The organism is Pelorhabdus rhamnosifermentans, from assembly GCF_018835585.1.
GTDB classification, from domain to species: domain Bacteria; phylum Bacillota; class Negativicutes; order UMGS1260; family UMGS1260; genus Pelorhabdus; species Pelorhabdus rhamnosifermentans.
On record NZ_JAHGVE010000107.1, the window covers coordinates 1 to 431 of the forward strand.

Genomic DNA, 431 nt, shown 5'->3' on the forward strand with positions numbered 1-431 from the left:
GACAAAGAAAAAGTCAATATTCATGGTGGCGCTATTGCGTTAGGTCATCCAATTGGTGCCAGCGGCGCAAGAATTCTGGTTACGCTTATTCATGCCATGGAAGACAAGAAGGCACAAGTTGGTTTGGCAACACTTTGTATTGGTGGCGGACAGGGTGTCGCAACCATCGTGGAAAGAGTATAAAATTAAAGATTTCAATAATAAACATAAAAGTCTTAAAATTAGATGAAATTAGCTGAATTATTATAAACTTTGGCAGGGTTTGTGAAAGTTATAGCGAAGTCTTAGATTATTATTCTAATGCGACTGACGGTGCGCGCAGAATGAGGCGCGCACGTTGTTGTTTGCATAAGGAATAAACCTAAAAGAAAAGAAGGAGCGTGTCAATTGCTATGAAATTTGATTTGACGGAAGATCAAGCTCTAATGCAA

General features: G+C 39.2%; 1 pseudogene. It reads left to right on the plus strand.

Annotated elements, in window-relative coordinates:
* Window positions 1–183 (plus strand): annotated as a pseudogene (locus Ga0466249_RS25985) (acetyl-CoA C-acyltransferase); the annotation flags it as partial.
* Window positions 184–431 lie beyond the last annotated feature (248 nt).